Genomic DNA, 5317 nt, shown 5'->3' with positions numbered 1-5317 from the left:
GTGCATCTGCATTAAATATGTATTTAAACCTATCCTGACCAACCAAATAATTATCAAGACGTTCACGAGAGTGATATCTACGAAAATTGTAGCTGCAAAACTTTTTAGTCTATCCAGCCAGGAGAATATATTGCTTCAAGTTATTCATACATTCACAGAGAAATAACTATAGATATTTAATTATAGTAAAAGGTTAATTCTTGTTATTCGAGTTATATAGTTAGTAATCCTATTTGATTTGTGAGAATTGCAACCCGTATCCCCGATAACTTTATCAAGTCGGGATCTTGTTTCTGCACATTTGATTTAGGATAGCTATATGTAGGTAAATCCGACATATAACTTTATCTATTAGCTCTCTAATTTGCAGCATGACAGCAAGATTGTCACCCCGTAAGAGTTAGATTTTATTCAGACAATATTCAGATGTTCCCGAAATCACCATAAGATAATTACCGCGGTATTTCTAAGATTGAGGAACATTAAATGACGCTATTACAAGATAAAGTCGCAATTGTCACAGGTGCATCCAGAGGAATTGGTCGAGCGATCGCAATTGAATTAGCCTCACAAGGAGCGATCGCAGTTGTCAATTATGCCAGTTCGAGTGCTGCTGCTGAGGCAGTTGTTGCAGAAATTACAAGTGTGGGAGGTCAGGCGATCGCGATCCAAGCAGACGTTTCTAAAATTGAGCAAGTAGACGCACTAGTTAACGCTGTGATGGAAAAGTTTAAGCGTGTGGATATATTAGTCAACAATGCAGGAATTACCCGCGACACACTACTTTTGCGTTTGAAACCAGAAGATTGGCAAGCAGTGATAGACCTGAATCTAACTGGTGTTTTCTTATGTACACGCGCCGTCAGTAAAATCATGCTGAAGCAGCGATCGGGGCGGATTATCAATATTACCTCTGTTGCTGGGCAAATGGGCAACCCAGGTCAGTCAAACTACAGCGCCGCCAAAGCAGGTGTAATCGGCTTTACCAAAAGCGTTGCCAAAGAACTAGCTACTCGTGGCATCACCGTTAACGCCGTCGCCCCTGGATTCATCACCACCGACATGACCAGCGACCTCAACAACCCCGAAGATATTCTGAAATACATTCCGCTCGGCCGCTTCGGTCAACCCGAAGAAGTCGCTGGGATGGTGCGTTTCCTCGCTGCCGATCCCGCCGCCGCCTACGTCACTGGGCAAGTTTTTAATGTCGATGGCGGTATGGTAATGGCCTAAATAGTGCTGAGTTAGGAATTACGAGTTAGTAATTTTTGTCGGGTGTGTTATGCCGTAGGCTAACGCACCAATTTTATCTGGCGATCGCTAACTATTTAATCGCTATTATGCTCTTAGAGAGTTGGGTTATTATAGCTCACTCAACCGAGAATCGCTATATAAAATTAAAGAAGTAAGTTATGTTTGAGTGGCTTCCTGAAAGAATTGAACAAGCTTATCGGGTTTTTCAAGAGTTCTCATTGGACTGGAAATTCATACTGAATCCACCAGCAACAGCAGATGAGATTCAAGCTTGTGAGGTAGCTCTTGGCGTACCACTTCCACCCAGTTATCGGGAGTTTCTGCTGCGATACAACGGAGCCTATTTGTTCTGTACTGACTCAGGTGAAACGTCTGATAGCTCAGTATGGGATAATTTGGGGCTTATTATTCAGGGAACTGATAATCTTGTTAAGTTCAATCAGCACAAGAAGGAAGAGATATATCTCAACGAAGAATGGAATTCATTGATTGCTTTTTGCGATTTAGGGAGAATTAGAACTGGGGATTTCTGTGGATTTGATCCACAACAAACGATGAACTCAGACTATGCAGTACTGGATTGTTTTCACGAACTTGCTCCAGCAGACTGGCGACAAGCCCGGATTGCCTCTTCCTTTGCAGAGTGGCTAGTAAGAATCTTTGATCAAGTAGTTGTACACAAGAAATACCCAGAATACTGGTTTGAAACAGAATCGTCATCATCGTTTTCACTTGCTGAAGAAACGGCAACAGCACTGAATAGACAGGGTTTGAAAAAGGCTCATAGACATGACTATACGGGAGCCATTCGCTACTTTGACCAAGTTCTCCTACTAGACCCTAATAATCACGAAGCTTATTATGAGCGGGGCAATATACACATTGCTTTGAGTAATTATCAGGGAGGAATTGAAGACTTTACTCATGCTATTTGTTCCAATCCTCAGTCTGTGATTGCCTATAATAAGCGAGGACTTGCTCGTTGTAAATTTGGAGACTATGAGGGAGCGATTACGGATTTTGACCAAGCTTTGCACATCAGTCCTAGAGATGCTGAAATCTACAATAATCGAGGGAATGCTCATTCTCATTTAGGAGATAGGCAAAGAGCTATGGAAGATTACCAGAAAGCTACTGAACTTTTGGCTGAGGAGGGGAAGATAGCCGATGAAGGGGACTTCTATGATGATGAAGGTAAGCTAATTTGCATAATAATAAGTACTGAAAAAGTATAAAAACAAACTTACCTATCATTTACATAGTAGGGCTAGCACTGCAATGCCCACCCTACCAGTAACTAAGGCTGTTGGCGTATCCTTTGCCAGACTGTAAAGCCCAAAAGTAGGATAATGCTACTGGCGGTTGTCAGCATCACAGCCAAACTCATACCTTGTATTCTCATCGCCAGCAAGTTGAAAACTAAGGTAATTGACCAAAGCGTAAACGCAGCATTGCGCTGGGAGAGTCCCCAAGCAAGTAAACGGTGGTGCAGGTGGTCTTTGCCAGGAGTACTGAGAGGGTTATTTCCTGCTAGTAGCCGCCGCACAAATACTTGAGTAGTGTCTAGCACTGGCAACAACAGAAATAAAACCGTAGGAATTAGGGCATAAACTGTGTTTTGTTGCAGTTTGCCTAAAATACTAGTTGCTGCCAGGACATAGCCGAAAAAGTATGCTCCGGCATCACCCATAATAATTCGTGACGGATGGAAATTATGGCGCAAAAATCCTAGTGCAGCACCTCCCAAAGCTGCAAGTACTAAGATTGCCGCGGCACGATTGTTAAATTGAGCTGCAACACCCAACAAACTCATGGCGGTAATAAAGCTAATTCCTCCTGCCAAGCCATCCATACCATCCATCAAGTTGATGGCGTTGGTAATCCCTACTACCCATAGTACCGTTAGCAACATGGACAGAAGTGAGTCGATGGGAGTGCCAAACAGGACTTTGACACTGATGCCATTAGCTACTAGCAAAAGTGCCGTGACAATTTGCGCCCACAATCGCACAGAGGGCGGTAAGCCAAACTGATCGTCAATAAAGCCCACAAGGACTAATATCGAACCCCCCAACAGAATAGTGAGCACCTGAGCCAATACGTTTTGGAGTTCGATCGGTCGTAAAAGGCTAGCTAATACCAGCGCGGCAATTACACCCGCGTAGATAGCCAGCCCCCCTGCATTGGGTAAAGGTTCTCGGTTGAGTCGCCGTGCGTTGGGTTGGTCAGCCCAACCTACCCGCAAGGCGAATTTGCGTACTGTCGGAATTAAACGCCAAGTTACAAGCCAAGCCAAGAGGAACGTAAATACTACTGCCAACCAGCCGGTGCCGCTAGGGTCGGCAATACCAAGGTACTTAAGGGAGTTGTCTAGATTCATCTCCCAATTCAAGCATTACTGCCAGTATGTAATATGAGCATCACCTGTATATTAATCAATTTTTTTTATTTCCATTTGTAACTTGAGTAGGTTGAGAGATTAGCACTCTGGCGCTGTGAGTGCTAAATTGTCTAATGGAAGCGCTGGAGAAATGAAACATGGCGAAAATTATTGCATTTGACGAGGAATCTCGGAGAGCTCTAGAAAGGGGTGTTAACGCCCTTGCCGATGCTGTAAAAATCACCTTGGGGCCTAAAGGTCGCAATGTCCTTTTAGAGAAAAAATTTGGCGCACCTCAAATTGTCAACGATGGTATCACTGTTGCCAAGGAAATTGAATTAGAAGATCCTTTGGAAAATACTGGTGCAAGACTCATCCAGGAAGTGGCCTCAAAAACTAAAGATGTCGCCGGAGATGGGACAACCACCGCCACAGTTTTAGCACAAGCTTTGATCCGGGAAGGTTTGAAGAACGTCGCGGCGGGTAGTAACCCAGTTAGCTTGAAGCGCGGGATCGACAAAACTATTGAGGCACTGGTAGAAGAAATTGCCAAAATAGCCAAGCCTGTAGAAGGAAGTGCGATCGCTCAAGTTGCCACTGTTTCTGCTGGTAACGATGAAGAAGTTGGCCAAATGTTAGCTCAAGCAATGGAAAAAGTCACCAAAGATGGTGTAATTACCGTTGAAGAATCTAAATCCCTCACAACTGAACTAGAAGTAGTTGAGGGGATGCAGATTGACAGGGGTTATATTTCTCCCTACTTCGTCACCAACAATGAGCGGCAAATCGTCGAATTTGAAAACGCCCGCATCTTGGTCACAGATAAAAAAATCAGCAGCATCCAAGATTTAGTGCCGATTTTGGAAAAAGTTGCCCGTTCTGGTCAGCCTTTGCTAATTATTGCTGAAGATGTCGAAGGTGATGCTTTGGCAACTTTAGTAGTGAACAAAGCGCGGGGTGTACTAGCTGTGGCTGCGATTAAAGCACCTGGATTTGGCGATCGCCGCAAAGCTTTGTTAGAAGATATTGCGATTCTCACCGATGGACAGTTGATTTCTGAAGAAATCGGCTTAAGTTTGGATACCGCTGCTCTAGAAGCGCTGGGAACTGCCCGCAAAATCACTATTGACAAAGAAAGCACCACAATTGTCGCTGGCAGTGTCACCAAGCCAGAAGTACAAAAGCGGATTGGTCAAATTCGCAGACAGTTGGAAGAAACTGATTCTGAATACGATCAAGAAAAGCTCCAAGAACGCATCGCCAAGCTCGCTGGCGGCGTGGCAGTGATTAAAGTGGGTGCGGCAACCGAAACCGAACTCAAAGACCGTAAACTGCGGATTGAAGACGCGCTGAATGCTACTAAAGCGGCTGTGGAAGAAGGTATTGTTCCTGGTGGTGGAACAACCTTGATTCACTTAGCTAAAGCGGTAGAAGCGATTAAAAAGACCTTACAAAATGACGAAGAAAGAATTGGGGCTGATATTGTCGAACGAGCGCTAGAAGCTCCCTTGCGCCAAATAGCAGATAACGCTGGTGCTGAAGGTTCTGTGATCGTCTCTAGAGTCCGCGAGAGCGACATCAACACTGGCTATAACGCTGCTACTGGCGAATTTGAAGACTTGATTGCTGCTGGTATTATCGACCCTGCCAAAGTCGTGCGTTCAGCTTTGCAAAATGCTGGTT

4 protein-coding genes are annotated in these 5317 nt (G+C 44.4%); 3 read left to right on the top strand and 1 reads right to left on the bottom strand.

Going from position 1 to position 5317, the window contains the following annotated elements; all coding sequences use genetic code 11:
* The first annotated feature begins 486 nt into the window (after positions 1 to 486).
* Together fabG and IQ229_RS11600 are read left to right on the top strand one after the other, a co-directional pair.
* Entirely contained in the window at positions 487 to 1233 is a 747-nt protein-coding gene (fabG, locus tag IQ229_RS11605) for a 3-oxoacyl-[acyl-carrier-protein] reductase (protein ID WP_194043848.1), read from the top strand.
* A 179-nt stretch (positions 1234 to 1412) separates the two neighbouring features.
* Positions 1413 to 2489, top strand: a complete 1077-nt coding sequence (locus tag IQ229_RS11600; RefSeq protein WP_194043846.1) for an SMI1/KNR4 family protein — start codon at positions 1413 to 1415, stop codon at positions 2487 to 2489.
* A 62-nt stretch (positions 2490 to 2551) separates the two neighbouring features.
* Here the strand turns inward: IQ229_RS11600 and IQ229_RS11595 are convergent, their stop codons facing one another.
* A complete protein-coding gene (locus IQ229_RS11595; RefSeq protein WP_194043844.1) occupies positions 2552 to 3634 on the bottom strand; it encodes an MraY family glycosyltransferase in 1083 nt (360 codons plus the stop codon).
* Positions 3635 to 3792: 158 nt separating this feature from the next.
* Between IQ229_RS11595 and groL the strand changes: the two genes are divergently transcribed.
* Positions 3793 to 5317 (top strand): chaperonin GroEL (gene groL / locus IQ229_RS11590; protein ID WP_194043842.1); only part of this gene is annotated, 1525 nt, incomplete at its 3' end.

Origin of the sequence: Nostoc cf. edaphicum LEGE 07299 (assembly GCF_015207245.1) — a bacterium.
GTDB lineage: Bacteria > Cyanobacteriota > Cyanobacteriia > Cyanobacteriales > Nostocaceae > Nostoc > Nostoc edaphicum_B.
The sequence above is the reverse complement of the archived record's forward strand: the minus strand, read 5'-3'. Positions and strand labels throughout refer to the sequence as shown.

What these genes read in the sequence shown, in the direction of transcription:
- fabG (WP_194043848.1), top strand. Translation starts at nt 487, where the DNA reads ATGACGCTATTACAAGATAAAGTCGCAATTGTCACAGGTGCATCCAGA.
- IQ229_RS11600 (WP_194043846.1), top strand. Translation starts at nt 1,413, where the DNA reads ATGTTTGAGTGGCTTCCTGAAAGAATTGAACAAGCTTATCGGGTTTTT.
- IQ229_RS11595 (WP_194043844.1), bottom strand. Translation starts at nt 3,634, where the DNA reads ATGAATCTAGACAACTCCCTTAAGTACCTTGGTATTGCCGACCCTAGC.